Annotated in this window: 14 protein-coding genes and 4 tRNA genes; 3 read left to right on the plus strand and 15 right to left on the minus strand. The window is 36.0% G+C overall.

Annotation, left to right across the window (positions count from 1 at the left end; translation table 11 throughout):
• Positions 1–15 precede the first annotated feature (15 nt).
• The 9 genes from upp to K4L44_12115 all read right to left on the minus strand — a co-directional run bounded on the left by upp (position 16) and on the right by K4L44_12115 (position 4,287).
• Positions 16–675, minus strand: coding sequence for a uracil phosphoribosyltransferase (gene upp / locus K4L44_12075; protein QZE13323.1), 660 nt, complete (start codon positions 673–675; stop codon positions 16–18).
• Positions 676–1,220: 545 nt separating this feature from the next.
• Positions 1,221–1,574: a hypothetical protein gene (locus tag K4L44_12080; protein QZE13324.1), complete on the minus strand. Its 354-nt coding sequence runs from the start codon at positions 1,572–1,574 to the stop codon at positions 1,221–1,223.
• A 78-nt stretch (positions 1,575–1,652) separates the two neighbouring features.
• Entirely contained in the window at positions 1,653–2,351 is a 699-nt protein-coding gene (gene radC, locus K4L44_12085; protein QZE13325.1) for a DNA repair protein RadC, read from the minus strand.
• Positions 2,352–2,410: 59 nt separating this feature from the next.
• A tRNA-Glu gene (locus K4L44_12090) sits at positions 2,411–2,482 on the minus strand.
• A 38-nt stretch (positions 2,483–2,520) separates the two neighbouring features.
• Positions 2,521–2,592: transfer RNA gene (locus K4L44_12095), tRNA-Glu, on the minus strand.
• A gap of 83 nt (positions 2,593–2,675) precedes the next feature.
• Positions 2,676–2,927 carry a 30S ribosomal protein S20 gene (gene rpsT / locus K4L44_12100; protein ID QZE13326.1) on the minus strand — a complete coding sequence of 84 codons (252 nt, stop codon included), beginning with the start codon at positions 2,925–2,927 and terminating at the stop codon, positions 2,676–2,678.
• A 32-nt stretch (positions 2,928–2,959) separates the two neighbouring features.
• Positions 2,960–3,031, minus strand: a tRNA-Glu gene (locus tag K4L44_12105).
• A 45-nt stretch (positions 3,032–3,076) separates the two neighbouring features.
• Positions 3,077–3,148, minus strand: a tRNA-Glu gene (locus K4L44_12110).
• A 197-nt stretch (positions 3,149–3,345) separates the two neighbouring features.
• Positions 3,346–4,287, minus strand: coding sequence for a hydrogen peroxide-inducible genes activator (locus tag K4L44_12115; GenBank protein ID QZE13327.1), 942 nt, complete (start codon positions 4,285–4,287; stop codon positions 3,346–3,348).
• A gap of 147 nt (positions 4,288–4,434) precedes the next feature.
• Between K4L44_12115 and K4L44_12120 the strand changes: the two genes are divergently transcribed.
• The 3 genes from K4L44_12120 to K4L44_12130 all read left to right on the plus strand — a co-directional run bounded on the left by K4L44_12120 (position 4,435) and on the right by K4L44_12130 (position 8,699).
• Positions 4,435–5,232, plus strand: coding sequence for a hypothetical protein (locus tag K4L44_12120; protein ID QZE13328.1), 798 nt, complete (start codon positions 4,435–4,437; stop codon positions 5,230–5,232).
• 395 nt (positions 5,233–5,627) lie between these two features.
• On the plus strand, positions 5,628–6,458 hold the full coding sequence (locus tag K4L44_12125; GenBank protein ID QZE13329.1) for an MBL fold metallo-hydrolase: 831 nt from the start codon (positions 5,628–5,630) through the stop codon (positions 6,456–6,458).
• Positions 6,459–6,479: 21 nt separating this feature from the next.
• Positions 6,480–8,699, plus strand: a complete 2,220-nt coding sequence (locus K4L44_12130) for a PAS domain-containing sensor histidine kinase (GenBank protein QZE13330.1) — start codon at positions 6,480–6,482, stop codon at positions 8,697–8,699.
• Between the two features lie 48 nt (positions 8,700–8,747).
• Here K4L44_12130 and uvrA read toward each other — a convergent pair whose 3' ends face one another.
• From uvrA to ftsA, 6 genes are all read right to left on the minus strand, one after another.
• A complete protein-coding gene (uvrA, locus tag K4L44_12135; GenBank protein QZE13331.1) occupies positions 8,748–11,582 on the minus strand; it encodes an excinuclease ABC subunit UvrA in 2,835 nt (944 codons plus the stop codon).
• Positions 11,583–11,604: 22 nt separating this feature from the next.
• Positions 11,605–12,564: a lytic transglycosylase domain-containing protein gene (locus tag K4L44_12140; protein QZE13332.1), complete on the minus strand. Its 960-nt coding sequence runs from the start codon at positions 12,562–12,564 to the stop codon at positions 11,605–11,607.
• 138 nt (positions 12,565–12,702) lie between these two features.
• Positions 12,703–13,155, minus strand: coding sequence for a GatB/YqeY domain-containing protein (locus K4L44_12145; GenBank protein QZE13333.1), 453 nt, complete (start codon positions 13,153–13,155; stop codon positions 12,703–12,705).
• A gap of 20 nt (positions 13,156–13,175) precedes the next feature.
• Positions 13,176–14,687, minus strand: coding sequence for a cell division protein FtsZ (gene ftsZ, locus K4L44_12150; GenBank protein ID QZE13334.1), 1,512 nt, complete (start codon positions 14,685–14,687; stop codon positions 13,176–13,178).
• 43 nt (positions 14,688–14,730) lie between these two features.
• Entirely contained in the window at positions 14,731–16,044 is a 1,314-nt protein-coding gene (gene ftsZ, locus K4L44_12155) for a cell division protein FtsZ (GenBank protein ID QZE13335.1), read from the minus strand.
• 14 nt (positions 16,045–16,058) lie between these two features.
• Positions 16,059–17,372 carry a cell division protein FtsA gene (ftsA, locus tag K4L44_12160; GenBank protein QZE13336.1) on the minus strand — a complete coding sequence of 438 codons (1,314 nt, stop codon included), beginning with the start codon at positions 17,370–17,372 and terminating at the stop codon, positions 16,059–16,061.
• Between the last annotated feature and the right edge of the window lie 12 nt (positions 17,373–17,384).

Raw genomic sequence — 17,384 nt, forward strand, 5'->3', positions numbered from 1 at the left:
ACTTCACCTTTTTTATTATTTTGAATCAATCTTTGAACCGAATGCGAGATCTCCAGCATCTCCCAAACCGGGAACAATATATGATTTTGAATTTAGCTCTTTATCAACGGCACCTACCCAAAGAGTCACGTTCTCTTCTCCTAAATGCTTCTTAACGTATTCAACACCTGGTTCACTACCAATTACAGAGACAATATGTACGTGCTTAGGAGTCCCTTTTTCAAGAAGTGCTTTAAAACCAACTTCCATTGATGAACCTGTTGCAAGGATAGGATCTGAAAGAATCACAATCTTGTCATCTAATGATGGGGAAGCAATGTATTCGAATTCGATACAGATATCTTCTCCTTCATTGTGCTTTCTATAAGCCGATATAAAACAGTTTTCTGCTCTATCAAACGAATTAAGTAGACCTTGGTGAAGGGGCAAGCCTGCACGTAGAATCGTTGCTAGTACGATATTGTTCTCAACAACAGAAACTGGTGCTACTCCAAGTGGTGTTTGCACTGAAGTATCTTTGAATTCAAGATGTTTACTAATTTCGTAAGCCATTATTTCACCAACTCTTTCTAGATTTCTACGAAATCTCATTGGATCTTTCTGGATTTCAACATCTCTAATCTCTGCGATGTAGTTATTAAAAAGTGAATTGTTTTCACCAATAATGTGGACCATATGTAATTTTGGGACAAAATTAATAAATTATTAATTATCAAGTCAAGTGAAAACGTATTTTATTTTTACTTTATCCATCTTTGATATCTAATGTTGTATGTGCCAATGAGTTTAGGATTGATCTGTATATACCGGTTGTTGCTTCTCGGGATGTCGATTAACATGCTAGACATGTCGTTTTCTCTAACAAACATGGTGAGGAGTTGGTATATGTTTTTTATGTTATTTGTATCGTCTGATATTGCTAAGAAAAGATGAATGTAGTTTTGATTAAAGAGAAGTATTACTAACGACGTAATCTGTTTTTTGTCGTTAATATGACTAATCGCAATACCTTTTTTATTGTTAATTATATGGGTTATGACATCTGATATTCTTGAAAAAAGTGCTTCTTCGTTATATTGAATTTTGATGTTTTTACGTATAAATGCCAAGGTTAGTGGAATATTTTTTACCTCAAGGATATGTCCATTTATCTTTTGTGAATATTCAAGAACACTTGGATCAAAATTTTCTTTAATCTCTTTATATGGATATTCAATAGACTATTGTTCTGTTTCTATTAATTTAGTTTTGTTTGAAGATAATAGCCAATTGGTTGGGTTTAGGTTTAGAAGATCTACTTTCGTTGGCAGAATTGAGATAAATTCTTCTACGTCTTCAGAATATACTTGATAAATAGAAATAATTCCACTGTATGGGATATATTGGTCTAGATCATTAGAGGGAACAATAGGCATGACCATGCTATAGTCCTCTTTTATCACTGCTTGCCAATCTGGACACACAATATCCAGATACCAGCTTTGAAGGGTTGGAGAACATATGGAGGATTCATTTATTGTATTATCCCACATTTCTCGATTAATATCTTTATTATGTAGTATGGTTATTGACATATTTCGAAGAGTTCATTCTTTGCTTTATTCAATATAGTTAATAGTTGTCAAATGAAAAAGAGTACTTTTATTAACTCATTATATTAAACCATGATCAGCCATACTGTAGTAGCTGTCATTGGTTATTATAAGATGATCTAGTAATTTGATGTCTATTAGCTCCAGACCTGTATTAATCTTCTTCGTTACTACAATATCTTCTTGTGAGGGAGAGAGGGATCCTGATGGATGATTATGCGCAATAATCATCTGTGTCGCAGAATTAATAACCGCTTCTTTTATGATTGGTCTTAAGTCGACTGTGGTACTTGTTAATCCACCTTTACTAGAACGATGCTTCTTTAGTATGTGATTTTGATGATCTAGAAGTAATATCCAAAACTCTTCGTGTTTAAGGTCTTGCAGTTCAAATCGGATTGCCTTGTTTACATCTTCACTATTATGAATGGTAACTAAATCACTATTTCTAATATGCCTCCTTTTGCCTAATTCAAAAGCTGCCTTAAGAGTAACTGCTTTTGTCTCGCCGACGCCACGAAAGCTTTCAAGCTCTTTTACACTACTTTTACTTAGTGTTATTAGATTGTTGTTATAGTACTTTAAGATTCGTTGAGCTAGTTCTATTGCAGTCTCGGAAGTATTTCCTGATCTTAATAAGATTGCGACTAACTCAGAATCGGATAGGGCTTTTGCCCCTTTTAGTTTGTATTTCTCTCTAGGCCTATCTTCTAGTGCAAGGTCTTTTATCGAGTAGGTATAGTTCGATTTATTAGACATAAAAAAAAGTGTAATATTTCTATTACACCTTTAACACTTAACTTTTAAATAAGTTTAAGTAGCCCGTAGGGGATTCGAACCCCTGTTACCAGGATGAAAACCTGGCGTCCTAACCCCTAGACGAACGGGCCTTAACAGTCTTCTGTTAAGACATGACAATTCAATAGAGTAGCCCGTAGGGGATTCGAACCCCTGTTACCAGGATGAAAACCTGGCGTCCTAACCCCTAGACGAACGGGCCTCCTATATATTTTAGAGGACTCTATTTATTATAGAGTAAGAAAAATTCAATCAATTAAATAAGCTCCAAATAAATTATTTAGATTAAAGCTTATTTACGTGAAGAGATAACTTAGATTTCAAGTTTGCCGCTTTGTTATTGTGAATAACATTTATCTTAGCAAGCTTGTCGATCAAAGCTACTACTTTAGGAAGACTTTCAGTTGCTTCTTTTTTATCAGTTGTGTTACGTAAAGTTTTTACTGCATTACGCATTGTTTTTGCATAGTACTTATTGTGCAGTCTTTTTTTCTCAGACTGACGTACTCTTTTTAAAGCTGATTTATGATTTGCCATTTTTCTTTATATTATCTTCTTCAATATTTAAGTAGCCCGTAGGGGATTCGAACCCCTGTTACCAGGATGAAAACCTGGCGTCCTAACCCCTAGACGAACGGGCCATTCCCATTATTTAACGACACTACTTTATTGATAGTGTTAAATTGTAGCCCGTAGGGGATTCGAACCCCTGTTACCAGGATGAAAACCTGGCGTCCTAACCCCTAGACGAACGGGCCATTTTCTTCGTTAAAGAAAGAAATGGTCAAGCTCTTAGTTTTTAAGAGCGGTGCAAAGATATGTCGTTTTTTTAAAACTCCAAGAAAAAAAATATTTTTTTCATCTCTCTTTGCTGTTACAATCACAAATGTTTTTTTTGTTGATTGCGGTGCAAAGGAAATACATTTTTTTATTTCTGCAAAACAAAAATAGAAAATTATCGCCATTCTACGATGGTTCCTCGGTCTTTATTCCTCATTCTCTTAGGAATAGAGTCTGTGATTTTTTTTGCAATTAGATCAATAATTTTTCTTTTGGTGTAATGTCTCGTGTATACAACAGCCACCTCTCTTAATGGTGTATAGTCAGAAAAACATAAAACCTGATCAGAATGACTCTTAATGAGATCCAATCCTGCGAGTTCAGGGATGAGTGTAAATCCTCCTTCACGATCTACGATTTTAATTATTGTTTCAAGAGAGCCACCATCAAACTTAAATTTATGGTTGTCTTGTCTTCCTTGTTGTAGCTTGCAAAGGTTTATTACTTGGTTTCTAAAACAGTGTCCATCATTGAGTAACCACAAGTCTGGAGTATTTAAATCGTTTAGATGAATTTCGTCATCTTGTTTGAAACTATTTTCTTTATTTGAGTAGATCATCATCTCTTCATAAAAAAGAGCCCTCTCTTCTATTTCATCATCTTTCAAAGGGGTAACTAATATTCCGATATCTAGTTCATCTTTTTTAAGCTTTTTCTCTATTTCATAAGTATACAACTCTTCTATGGTAATGTTTACTTCTGGATACTCTTTGGTGAAGCTTCCTATAAATAGAGGTAGTAAGTAAGGAGAAAGCGTTGGGATAATTCCAATTTTAAGATCTCCTGAAATATCATTTTTATCAGTTTTAATGATCTCATCGATCTTATGTGTTTCTGCGATTATATTTCTAGCCTGATCAATAATTTTTGCCCCAAGATCTGTCGGCATAATGGGTTGTTTGGTTCTGTCAAATATTGTAACTCCCAGATACTCTTCTAATTTTTTTATTTGCATACTTAGTGTCGGTTGGGTAACAAAACATTTTTCTGCTGCGGATGCGAAGTGTCTATAGTTATCTACTGCTATTATATACTCTAGTTGCGTTATTGTAACCATCACATGAATTTTATTTCCGATAAATATAACTTATTTAAATAATATTTGTTTCCACTTTCTTTTTATTTATTTTGTAGTCAATTAACATCCGTTGGTGTGATTAATTCTGTGTTTAATATAGCTTTGTCTGATAGAAAAAATGTCGCTATGAAAAATATTATATACATATCAATTCTTTTACTTGTCATGTGTATGTCCGCCTGTGGACCCAGCCAATCTGAACTTGCTGCCGAATCCTATAAAAGTGCTAATATTTTCCTCTCCAAACAAGATACGACCTCTGCGATAGAAACTATCAATATTGCTTTGAAGAAGTATTCTGATGCTGAGAAAATGGTTGGTAAATTGAAAGAATTGAAAGGGAATATCTACACTGATATTTGTAATCAATTGAATCATAGTTTAGATAGCTGTGATATGATAATACGCCAAAAAATGAAAGATTTTGTTGTAGAGGAGCGTCCTTTCGATAAGAAGAAATGGTATGTATATAAAAGACAAACCTTTAAACGTAGCTGGGATCGATCTTTCTTAGAAGTAAACCTGAATGAAATAGGGAATATATATATCACCAGTAACTATATTGGAGATAAATCATTAAATCATACTGCTGTACGTGTTTACGACAAAGAGTTGTCTTGTAAGACTCCTAAGGTAGATCTAGATCGGATAGAAAATCATCATAGTGATTTTATGGATAGCAAGTGGGAAAAGGTCTCCTATAAGAATGGTGCTTCAGATGAATTAATTAAGTTCATTGCTTCTCACCCAGGCCGTAGTTTAAAAGCGGTATTCCTCGGTAATCGATACTACTATATTCTTCTAGAAAAATATGATATTGAAGCTGTGGTAAAGTCTTACGAACTTTCTCTTATCTTGAAGAAGAGAGAACAATTCAAAAAACGCCTTCATAATGTTGATAAAAGAATCTGCACTGATTGCTAATTGTGAAGTGCTTCCCGTGAATGTCTTTTAAATGTTATAATATATCCGTGTTTGTTGGTATACTATTTCTTTTGATAAATAGTATCAAATGATCACTATTGCGTCTGTTTATTATATATTATGTATATAATTATGATATTATAACTAACATAATTTTTAAATTTACCCACCAAATATAAAATACCCCCTTAAATACATAGGGGGCCTTTCTAATCTTTGTTGTTTATATGGGGTTATTTAATCTTTTTACGTCAAAGACTAAAGTGATTTAATGTTTATTATAAATTTCAAGTAAAAATTTATAGTACATATATTAATTTACCTATGCTTTGATGGAAATGAATTACTATCTTGAACTATCGAAATATTTACAACAAAGTAATTAAATAGTATATATGAGAATTCGGAAGATTGAATGTGGTAATTTTAAGTGTGATGGAGGTGCTTTGTTTGGAGTTATTCCCAAAGCATTGTGGACAAAATACTACCCCTGTGATGAAATGAATAGGTGTAATCTTACCATGAGAAACCTTTTGGTAGAAGTAGAGGAGAAGAAAATTCTCATTGACGTTGGGAGTGGAATGAACTTTTCTGATCGTTATATTCGCAATAATGGAGTGAATGCATCGTCCCATCTATTAAATTCACTCAAAAGTATTGGCGTGTCTCCTGATGAAATTACCGATATACTATTGACTCATTTGCATTGGGATCATTGTTGTGGGGCTTTTGACTTTGGAGATGGTACGCATCGAGAACTTTTTTCTAATGCAACGTATCACGTATCAGATAAACAATGGATAAATGCTCATGCCAATAATCCAAGAGAGTCTGCTGCATACCACTTTGAGGATCTCGATTTAATGGAACAAAGTGGGAGGTTGAATCTTCTTTCTAATGGTGCTCAGCCATGGGAGTTTTTAGAGTTATTCTATATGGATGGTCATACTCCTGGACAAATTATTCCTGTTATACATCATGAAGAACAGAGCGTTGTCTTTGCTGCTGATTTCATCCCAACCATGTCACATATCCCACAATTATGGATTGCTTCTTATGACCTATTTCCTATTGATGCAATGAATGAGAAGATAGATTTTATTTCGATGGCTTACCAAAAAAAATGGGTGCTATTTTTCCAACATGATTATTATAATGAATCCGCAAAAATAGTTTCTCAATCATCCTCTTTTAAAGGGGAACCATTTAATACTATTGTGCAGTAATTTGTTTGAATGCAATAAGGTATGATATTAAATATTCAAAATAGCAACAATGAGGATGTGGCAAGAGATAAGAATAGCAAATTCGGTAATGGAATTGTTGATATTCTTTTTGAGTCTTATGAGAAGCCAGCAATTATTATTACCGATACATTAGAAGTCCTTCGCTTTAACAAGCGTTTCAACGAAGCATTCCAATTAGATATTCAAGGGGAATTATTGGTGGATCCGGATTTGTTATTTATCGCAGATCTTATTCCTAAAGCTTTGTGCCATTCTGATGTTTATACAGAGCACTTTATTATTAAAGAGAAGCTTTATAGTGTTGCAATAAAGGCTTTAAAGGTTGAAAATAGCATCTTCTTTTTTATCTCTTTTGATCTTATTCAAACCCCTATGGATTATGCCAAACACTCTCTAGTAGAGAAGAGTATTTGTGATGAAATAGATGGGGCTGACTTCAAATATTATTGTACAAATCAATACTTTGAGATTCAGTATAATGAGGAGGTAAAGTTTCTAGATAATATTTTAACATGCTGTTTTGAAGCCTCTAAGTTACTTTCCTATTTGGATAGTTCTTTCCAAAAAATATTCAAACTGTTTATCAATCATCCTCTATCAGAAACGTTTCCTGTTCTATTAAAGTGGGATTTAGGTGATGGAAAATCTCTTTATACAAAACAAGAGATAAATGCCAAATTTGTATCTGACGATGGTTTTTATATACTAGAGGGAAAAGTATATGATGTGACTTCTAAAATACGAAGTAGAAACACATGTCGACTAGCCAACTCAAATCTTTATGATTTTGTAGACCTGCCCAATAACGGTCTTTTATGGACTTCAAAGAGAGATGGAGATCGATCGAAGACAAATAAAATATATGTAGACTGTGCAGATGAAAAAGCGGCACGAATTATAGGGATTACAAAAGAGGAGTTAGAGGGATGGGCTATTGATAAGCTCTTTCCTGAAATAGATTTATCTCAAGATTTTATTACGTACAAAAAGGATGTGTCTGCCCATATCTCAACCTGTGTGATAAACAAGGGTACGAACAAATTATATAACCTCTTTATATATCCATTTACGGAGTCCGAGATGTGGGGGATCTCCTTCTATGAGATACAGAATGTTAAACAGATCCCTGCATATCCACGAGATATCTTTGAGTGTGACTCTCTTAATACAGTAAACTACTTTATTTTAAAAATTGATTCTGCATACAATATATTCTATGCAAATGAAACGTTACTTGACTTTTTATCATTAGAGAAGCATGAAGTGATTGGCCAATCTATTCATGATACCATTCTTAACATTACGGGGCTTGATGGTTCGATGATTGCGGCATGCTTTAAGACGAAAAAAATTCGTAAGAGAAGTATCTGTTTTAATATTAAAGGAAAGAACTCAGTGATTGATATTTCAGCGATCCCTCAATTGAACCGATTGGGACAAGTTGCTTCTATTATATTAATAGGTTGTGATATAACAACCTACCACCATACAATAAAAGATTTAGAATTAGAGAATAGTAATTTGAAGGAGGTCGGATATTTAACCAATCAGTTTGTCTCAAATATGAATAATGAATTACGTGCACCTTTGAATAGTCTTCTTGGGTTTATGGAACTCGCAAACAATGAATATTATAGTCCTGAGGAGCGTGTATCTTTTAAACAAAGAGTACACCAAGATGGTGATAGTTTGTTAAACATGATGGACAATATATTAGATATTTCTGCGATAGAGGTGAATAATATCACCACAAAAATTGAAGTAGTGGATCTAACAAGACTTGTTCAGTCTATTTACAAGTCATTTGAATACAAAGAATTTATCTATTTAGATATCAATTTTGATCTACAATTTGAAAAGGATCCTGTCTTTGTTTTAACAGATGGTCATCTTCTAAAACGTGCTATAAATAATATTCTTCATAATGCTTGGTCCTTTACAGATGAAGGAACCATTTCTATTGGTCTAAAGAATGATATATTGGGTGCAGAGATAACAATAGAAGATACAGGCTGTGGTATTGATAAAGAAAAAATACCTAATATCTTCAATCGATTTTACTCTTGTAAAGGAGCTTCTCAAGTTTCTTATACAGGCTGTGGGTTAGGATTAACCATTTCACAATATTTTATCAAGATGTTGAAAGGACATATAGAAGTGGAAAGCATTCTCGGTATCGGTTCTAAATTCAAGATATTCATTCCTAATAGTATTAAATAAAGAACTCGAAAATAAGCTACTATCAAAAAGATGATAGTAGCTCATTTATTATAACTCTTGTTTAAGATATTTTGCCGTATAAGACTCCTTATTTTTGGCAACCTCTTCAGGAGTACCAACACAGAGAATTTCTCCACCTCCGATACCACCTTCTTTTCCTATATCGATAATATGATCTGCTGTTTTTATCACATCCATATTATGCTCAATAATAATGACAGTGTTTCCTTTATCAACCAAACTATTTATCACCTCAAGAAGTATTCGGATATCTTCAAAATGTAGTCCTGTAGTTGGTTCATCTAAGATATACAATGTTTTACCTGTATCTTTTTTGCTTAATTCAGAGGCAAGCTTTACTCTTTGTGACTCTCCTCCAGATAAAGTGGTCGACGACTGTCCTAAAGTAACATAACCAAGTCCAACCTCCTTCAGTGTCTGAAGCTTTTTTTTCATCGAAGGAACAGCATCAAAGTATTCAACCGCTTGGTTGATGGTCATATTAAGGACATCTGAAATCGATTTTCCTTTATAACGTATCTCTCTCGTTTCTCTATTGTAGCGTTGTCCGTTACATTCATCACAGTTTACCAAGACATCTGGAAGAAAGTTCATCTCAATCACTCTCATTCCAGCCCCTTTACACTTTTCACATCTTCCTCCTTTTACATTAAAAGAGAACCTTCCTGGTTTATATCCTCGGACTTTCGATTCTGGAAGTTGTGCAAAGAGAGATCTGATATCTGAGAAAAGTCCAGTATAAGTTGCAGGGTTCGAACGAGGTGTACGACCCAAAGGAGATTGATTAATTTGTACGACTTTATCAATATGATCCAACCCTTCGATAGAGTGATAGGGTAGAGGATCTTTTACACTCTTATAGAAATATTGACTTAGGATGGGTTGTAATGTTCCATTAATAAGAGATGACTTACCACTACCAGAAACTCCTGTTATACAGATAAGCCTTCCCAATGGGAAACTTACGGTTACCTCTTTCAGGTTATTCCCTGTTGCCCCTTTTAAAATAAGATGTTCTCCATTTCCTTTTCGACGCTGTTTTGGTATGGCTATTTCAACCTTTCCAGACAAATATTTAGACGTGATAGTATCCATCTTCATCACCTCTTCAGGAGTTCCAGATGCAATTACTTCTCCACCATATCGTCCAGCTCGAGGCCCCATGTCTACAACAAAATCAGCCTCTAACATCATATCTTTATCATGTTCTACGACGATTATCGTATTTCCGATATCTCTAAGATTGTTAAGCGATTGAATCAGTTTTTGGTTATCTCGTTGATGTAATCCAATACTTGGCTCATCCAGAATATACAACACATTTACAAGTTGCGACCCTATCTGGGTAGCCAATCGTATGCGTTGTGACTCTCCTCCAGAGAGTGTACGTGAAGATCTATTCAAAGACAGATAGTCCAACCCTACATCAAGAAGGAAATGTATTCTCGTGCGTAACTCTTTGAGAATCTCTTTTGCAATCACTTTTTGATTCTTATTGAGTTTGTCTTCTACTTCATTAAGAAAGTGATATAATGTGGAGATATTCATGCCCGAGAGTTCGGCAATGTTTTTGCCTCCCACCTTGAAGTATCTAGACTCTTTTTTTAAACGCTGGCCTTCACACATGGGGCAAGTTATTCGTCGTTGAAATTGATTTGCCCATTTTTGGGCTTTCTTCGACTTACTATCCTCACTCTGCATGGTGATATACTTCACGATGCCTTCAAAGTTGCCAATATTATAGAAACTAGAATCACTCTCATTTCCAATTGGAATCTTTTCACTTGTACCATTCAGGATCTTATGAATACACTCTTCAGGAACCTCTTTTAGAGGTGTTTTGAGATTGCACTGATACTTCTTAAGCAATCCTTCAATCTGACGAAACATAACACTTTTAGTAGGGGGACCTAAAGGCAAGATACCTCCTTTTTGAATGCTAACTTCTTTGTCAGGAATGATAAGATCAATATCAATTCTAGTCACTTCTCCCATACCATTACAGTGAGAACAAGCTCCCTGTGGTGAGTTGAATGAGAAGTTATGTGGTGCTGGTTCCGCATAAGCGATACCAGAGGTCGGACACATAAGATTGCGAGAGAAATAACGATATTCTGATCCATCTTTGTTGGAGATCATCATAATGCCCTCTCCATGTCTCATTGCTATCTCAATCGATGATTTAAGACGATCTAGATCTTTTTCACTCACGATCAGTCTGTCAATCACGATCTCTATCGTATGATTTTTATAACGATCCAATTTCATCCCATGTTCAATAGAGATAACTTCTCCATCTACTCTAGCATGAAGAAATCCTTTTCGAAGAATCTGTTCAAAAAGCTCACGATAATGCCCTTTTCTGTTTTTAACAACAGGGGATAAGATAAGACATGGCTTCTCTGAATAATCTTTAAGAACAAGATCTAATATCTGTTGAGGGGTAAATTTAACCATCTCTTCTCCCGTATTGTAGGAGTAAGCTGAAGAAGCTCTTGCAAAGAGTAGTCTTAAGAAATCGTATATCTCTGTAACTGTTCCTACAGTAGATCTAGGATTTTTATTCGTTGTCTTCTGTTCTATAGAGATGACTGGTGATAATCCCGATATTTCATCTACATCAGGACGCTCCATGTTTCCTAGAAAAGAGCGAGCATACGACGAGAATGTTTCAATATATCTTCGTTGTCCCTCTGCATAGATAGTATCAAATGCCAGTGACGACTTACCACTACCACTTAAACCTGTGATCACAGTCAATTGGTCTCGTGGTATTTGAATATCAATATTTTTAAGATTATGTTCCTTGGCCCCAGTCACAGTGATAAAACTGTCCTCTTCTGAATGGGTATATCTTTTCATTTTGTACAATTCGGTTTATGAATTACAGAGACTTCTGTTTCGCCTTTTTGGGCAAAAGGATCGTATACGATCTATGCTTTGAATTTTTAAGGTAAGGCTTCCTTAACCATGGATTATAATATTTTAGCTCCTTATAAGATATCCCACGATCTTTTGCAAAGGTACTAAAATTCTTAATGCTATGGTTCAGTGTTACTTGATATGTTTGAAAAGGAGGGTAGTAGTCCTCTCTATTTAAGATGAAATTATATTTGGATGGATTCTCAAAAATAAGTTTGAAGGCAATAATACGGTAGACATATCTTGCAGTCTCTGGATTAAGAAGCATGTCATAATACGTTTTGGCTCCTTGTAGGTCCATCTGTTTAGTGATCCCTCTTTTCCCAGCATTATAACTGGCTGCAACTAGCGACCAATTCTTAAATTTATCATATGCATGTTGAAGATATTTACATGCAGCCTCCGTTGATTTTTCTATATGGTATCTTTCATCCACAGAGGTGTTCACTGTCAATCCATAATCTTTTGCAGTGCCACTCATAATTTGCCATAATCCTTTTGCTCCAGATGGTGAAACAGCCACCTCGCTAAGTCCACTTTCTGCTACTGCCAAATATTTGAAATCATCGGGGATATGGTTCTTTTTTAATATCGGTTCGATAATAGAAAAATATCTTTTGGATTTTTTTAATAGTATAAGTGTCGATGATTGCCAGTAGCTATTGACCAACAATTCTCGATCCAAGCTCTCCACCACATAATTCCGATCTAAAGGTAGTGTATCATTTGCAAATAACACCACTGAAGGAATTGGCATTGATTTCACAACGGGCACCGGATGAATATCTGTAACAATATTGGTGGTTGGAATACTCTCGGGTTGAGATCTCTTGTTTGCAAAAGTTGTTAGAAAGATAAAAGAGGTAATCAGTGCTGATGTAATTGCAATTACTGCTATTTTTGTGATCTGTTTTGTGCTCATATTCCAAGGGGATTTTCAGTTTCTCATCTACAAAGTTAAACTTTGTAGATGAGAAATAGTTTTATTTTTTCCCTTGAAAAAGGTTAAAAAAAAAGGCTTTTCTTTAACGCTCTCAATAGTAGTTAGATCAGAGATTAATTAGGATAATAATTTTTTAACTATGTCCGAAATAACCTTTCCGTCTGCTTGACCTGCCATCTGTTTGCTAGCCATTCCCATTACTTTGCCCATATCAGCCATCGAAGTAGCACCTACTTTCGCAATGATATCTTTTATGCACTCCTCGATTTTTTCTGTCGAAAGAGGTTCTGGCAAGAACGATTCCATTACTTCTGCTTGAGCTTCTTCCACCTCCGCTAGATCTTCTCTATTTTGCTCTTTGTATATCTTTGCCGACTCTCTACTCTGCTTTGCAAGTTTTGCAATAAGTTTTTGAAGGTCTCCATCACTTAGCTCATCACTTGCAGATTTTGCAGTCTTCGCTTCGATGATTACTTTTTTTATTGCTCTTAAGGCTTCCAAACGAACTTTATCTTTCGCTTTCATAGCCTCTTTCATTTGTGATGTTATTGCATCAGAAATTGTAGACATAATGTATTAGTATTTGATCTCTAATCTACATTATCATGTAGAAAAGAGTTGTTATTTCCTATTTTAGGTTCTCCACCATTTTGATCTCCATGAAAGGAAGAGTTATCATTACTCGATCTAAAGAATGACTGATCTTTTTGCTGTTGTCTTTGCATCTCTTTTCTTTTATAAGCAGGGATACGAGTCATCTGATCTACCTCTTCGTCATGAGCTTGACTGAAGCTACGTCTCATGTCATGGTTTGTCTCTTGAAATCCATTGTTTCCTCCCATTGGTTGTTGATATCCCTGTGGAGCATGTTGTTGAGGTGTGTGATCATACAACTGGTTTATGGCATCTTCATTACTAGCCTTCTTATAGATCGATTGATTTGAATCGTGTTGGGCATTGTTGTTCCCTCTATAATTTGGAATATTACTATTCTGAGAAGGCCTCATATTCTGTTGTTCAAACCCCTGTTGTCCTTGAGGTGGCACCTGGTTAAATATATTCGGCTCCTCATATCCTTGAGTATTCAAGTTTACGCGAACAGGTTGCTCCTTCGGTTTTCTCTCTCTTAATTCAGGAATAGAACTTTGACTAAAACCTGTGGCAATCACAGTAACAGATAGTTTATCTCCTAAACTTTCATCTTTGCCATTACCCCAAATAAGGTCTGCATTATTTCCAGCCATCTCTTGAACGTAATTGGTGATTTCACCAATCTCACTCATCAATGCCTCTTTATCACCAGAAGTGATATTAACCAAAATATTTTGTGCCCCATTGATGTTGTTATTATTAAGCAATGGCGAGTTTAATGCCTCCTCAATAGCCTGAATAGATCTGTTTTCTCCCTCTGATGTACCAGATCCCATGATCGAAACACCTGAATTTCTCATGACCGTATCCACATCGGCAAAGTCGACATTGATATATCCATGGCAGGTGATAATCTCTGCAATCCCTTTTGCTGCCGTTGCAAGAACACTATCTGCTTTTGCAAATGCTTGAGAGAGAGGAAAGTCCCCATAGAGGTCGATAATCTTTTCATTGTTAATAACGAGCAGTGAGTCTACCTTACCTTCTAATTTACGTATCCCATCAACAGCTTGATTAATACGACGTTTCCCTTCATTGCGGAAAGGAATAGTAACGATACCAACGGTAAGTATACCTAGCTCTTGTGCAATTTCTGCTACCACAGGAGCTGCACCTGTACCAGTTCCCCCGCCCATACCAGCGGTAATAAAGATCATGTTGGTATTTTCCCCCAACATATTTTGTATCTCCTCAAGGCTTTCGCGAGCAGCTTCCTCTCCAATATCAGGTTTATTACCAGCTCCACGACCTTCTGTAAGGGTCTCACCTAATCGAATTTTACGAGGGATATTACTATCATTAAGAGCTTGCGCATCTGTGTTGCATATAACGAACTCTACATCCTTGATTCCTTCGCTATACATATGTTTCACTGCGTTGCTACCACCACCGCCAACTCCGATAACTTTTATTATTGCCTCTTTTTTCTGCTCTTGAAAGTCAAAATCCATGTGATATATTCTTGATGGAACGTGTCCTTTGTGTCCTTAGATATTATTCTTCAAATAAATTATTTAGTCCAAACTTTTGCTTGAACCAACCGATTACTTTTTCTTTTGGAGCTTCCGTTTCCTTTTTTTCTTTTTTCTTATGGGGCTCCTGAGATATTGTATCTTGTGGTGCTTCATTGAAGCCATTCATACTAGAAGTATCTACTGGTTCTTCTTCATTTTCTGTATGAAGCATTACGTGTTCTACTTCTTCTTCCTGTTTCGAAAAACTTTTTTGGAAGGGGCTTTCTGACAAATGTACTTGATTTTCTGTTTGTTTAGAAGAGTTATTGTAATTATGTATGTTTATTTGCTGGACGTAACCTGAAAGCTCTTGATTTGGATTCTTATAAAAACCAGTGGCTAATACCGTGACAAACAGTTGGTCACCTAAGCTCTCATTTACTCCCGTTCCCCAGATGATCTCTGCCGAGTCTCCAGCTTCGTCTTGAACAGTGTCAATTATCTGTCCAATCTCATTTAGTCGTGCCTCATGATTCGAACTACTAATGATATTCAATAAGATATTTTTAGCCCCCATGATATCATTGCTATCTAATAAAGGGGATTTAAGTGCTGAATATACTGCCATACTAGCTCTATCCTCTCCACTTCCCAGACCACTCCCCATTAAAAATAGACCAGACTGTTTCATGGTCGATTCTACATCGGCAAAATCAATGTTTACCGCACCAGGAAGGGTGATGATTTCTGCACATCCTTTTACAGCATTGCTAATAATTTCATCGGCTTTGCCAAAGGCAATTCGTGCAGGCAAGTTTCCATAAAGACGCATTAGTTTTTCATTACTTACAACCAAAAGGCTGTCTACCAATGGCTTTAACTGCTCCACTCCTTGTAGTGCTTGAGAGTATCTTTTTTGTCCTTCATGAGGCGACGGAATCGTTACTACTGCAACAGTCAATATTCCCATCTCTTGGGCCAATCTTGCAATAACGGGAGTTGCACCTGTACCAGTTCCACCCCCCATTCCTGCAGCCAAAAATATCATCTTGGTTGAGTTCTCAAACACAAGACGAATATCTTCTATATTTTCAATTGCAGCCTGTTCTCCCTGCAACGGGTTATTCCCAGCCCCACGACCTTCGGTGAGGGTAATCCCAAGAGGTATCTTTAGGTTAATAGGGCTTATCTGAAGCGCTTGAATATCGGTATTACAAACTACAAAGTTGACACCATTTATCCCCTCTTTATGCATGTGGTTGACCGCGTTACATCCTGCACCGCCGACACCTACTACTTTTATGATGGAGTCTTCATTTTCTTTAAAACCAAAGTTCATCAAACGCTCCTGCATACAATTCTAAATTATTAGTTTATGTCACTGTTGTCATCTTCTAATAAATGTAATAACTTATTGGCACACTTGTTAAAGAAAGATGGTCGTTTTTGGTTCTCTTCCATCTCCTTTTCCTTCTCTCTTTTTGTGCTCTTACTTCTATCAGATATATTCTTTTTAGGTCTATTCTCTTTGATTGCTTTGTCGAGGACGAAGTGTAACAAGTTGGTTGAGGTTGCATATTGACAAGTCATTAACTTGGTTGTCATCACCCCAGTAATATCTTGGGGATTATATATACGTACCTCTCTACCCACATCATAAGATAGTAGATTTTGTATCCCTTTAAAATTGGCTCCACCACCTGATATGACGACACCAGCTCCCATCTTCTCTATCAGATCGTATTTCTCCATTTGAAATACGATTGCTTCATTAATCTCCTCTAACCTTGCCTCTATCACTTCTGATAAAGCCAAAAGAGAAATATCTTTTGCTTTTATTTCACCCGTTCCAGGAAGCGTGATTCGAATGCTCTTGTTGGGTAACAAACTAGTCACGGTACCATGCGTTGTTTTAAGCTTCTCTGCATAATCTTCTATGGTTTGAAAAGCCTCCATAATGTCGGATGTGATCACCTCACCACCAAAAGGAATCGATGCTGTATGATACAGTCTACTACGATAGTACAATGCAATCGTAGTCAAACCACATCCAAAATCAACGACAGCACTACCCATCTCTTTCTCCTCTTTAGAGAGTGCATATCTTCCTAAGATGGATGGGTGTACTATAATTTTATTCACATGTAGGTGAAGCGATTCAAAACACTTTATTAACATGTTCTGATAATCCATCGGACCCGTGATTACATGATATCTTGAGCTCAATTCGCGTGCGGTATAATTCAAAGGATTATTGATCAATGTCTCTGAATTGATGATAAAGCTGATAGGAGAGATGTGATAAGATGTTTCCCCACTTTTACATGCGCTACTTTTTGCCTCTTTCATGATCGATTGAAGCGTCTCAGTACATATCTCTGTACCTGGATCAAATGTTCTATCTATCTGTACAATTTCATTACGTAATTTGTGTCCATTGATCCCTACTGTTACTCGTTTGATAGGTTCTTGTAGATCCTTTTGTGCCATAGAGACAGCCATCTTTATAGATTCTGCTGCTTCTTTGGTGTTCAAAATGACACCTCTATGTATCCCTTGTGATTCGCTTTCGCCATAACCCACAATTTCAACTTGACGGTTAGGCGCAAAGCAACCGACTAGAACAACGACTTTCGATGTTCCTATGTCTACAATTGCTTCTAGATGTTGATTTGTGTCCATAGCGATTAATAT

This window comes from Prolixibacteraceae bacterium (assembly GCA_019720755.1).
GTDB classification, from domain to species: domain Bacteria; phylum Bacteroidota; class Bacteroidia; order Bacteroidales; family Prolixibacteraceae; genus Halosquirtibacter; species Halosquirtibacter laminarini.